This is a genomic window from Pseudomonas sp. JV245A (assembly GCF_032424515.1).
Lineage (GTDB): Bacteria > Pseudomonadota > Gammaproteobacteria > Pseudomonadales > Pseudomonadaceae > Aquipseudomonas > Aquipseudomonas protegens.
Genome location: NZ_VYKE01000397.1, coordinates 1 through 1,171, shown reverse-complemented (window position 1 = coordinate 1,171; position 1,171 = coordinate 1). Strand labels below are relative to the sequence as shown.

Genomic DNA, 1,171 nt, shown 5'->3' with positions numbered 1-1,171 from the left:
TAACGGGTCAGGTCGCCGGTGCGGTACAACCGGCCACCGTCGCTGGAGAACGGGTTGGGTACGAACTTCTCGGCGGTCAGCCCTGGGCGCGCCAGGTAGCCTCGGGTCACCCCGGCACCGGCCAGGTACAGCTCGCCGGCACTGCCCACCGGCACCGGTTGCAGGTCCGGGCTGAGGATGTAGCTCTGGGTATTGCTGATGGCCCGGCCGATATTGGCCTGCCCTCCCGCCTCGCGCCGGGTGTAGGTCGAGTAGGTGGTGTCTTCCGAAGGGCCGTACAGGTCGTAGACATGCACCAGCCCGGGCTGCTGGTAGAGGCTATCCACCAGGGCCTGTTTCAGCGGCTCACCCGCCAGGTTGATGATCCGCACGCTGGGCGGAATCTGCCCGCTGCGGTGCAGCGCGGCAATCGCCGAAGGCACGGTATTGATCAAGCGCACCCGATCACGGTCCACCAGCTCCGGCAGTTCCAGGGCGTTGCGGGCCAGGACGATGGAACCGCCGCTGGACAGGGTGACAAACAGCTCCCACACCGACAGGTCGAAGCAGATCGAGGTGGAAGCCAGCACTCCTTGCAGGTCGTCAGTGCTGTACACCCGGTTCGACCAGTCGATCAGTGCCAGCACGTTGCGATGGGCAATCGCCACGCCCTTGGGCAGGCCGGTGGAACCGGAGGTGTAGATCACATAGGCCAGATTGTCCGGGGTCGCGCGTGGCGCCGGGTCGTCTGTCGGGTACCCATCCAGCCAGCCTGGCCGGGCATCCAGTTGCAGGGTCTGCAAGGACTCCACGGACGGCAGCAGCGACAGCAAGGCGCTTTCGGTCAACAGGATCTGCGCCTGACTGTCGCGCAGCATGTGGGCCAGACGGTCCTGGGGATAATCCGGGTCCAGGGGCACATAGGCGCCACCGGCCTTGAGCACCGCCAGCAGCGCCACGACCATTTCCGGGGTGCGCTGCAAGGCCACGCCCACCCGTACTTCAGGCCCCACGCCCAGCTCGATCAGCTTGTGCGCCAGGCGGTTGGCCCGGGCATTGAGTTCCCGGTAGCTCAGGCGCTGGCCAGCGAACAACAGGGCCTCGGCCTCCGGGGTTTTCAGTGCTTGTGCTTCCACCAACTGCTGCACGCAACCATCGCTGGGGAACTCACCGGTGGCCGGGGTCCACTCGT

1 protein-coding gene is annotated in these 1,171 nt (G+C 66.4%); it reads right to left on the bottom strand.

The features are described 5' to 3' along the window. Positions 1–1,171: amino acid adenylation domain-containing protein (locus F6S12_RS31965; protein ID WP_315869884.1), on the bottom strand; the 1,171-nt coding region annotated here is incomplete at both ends.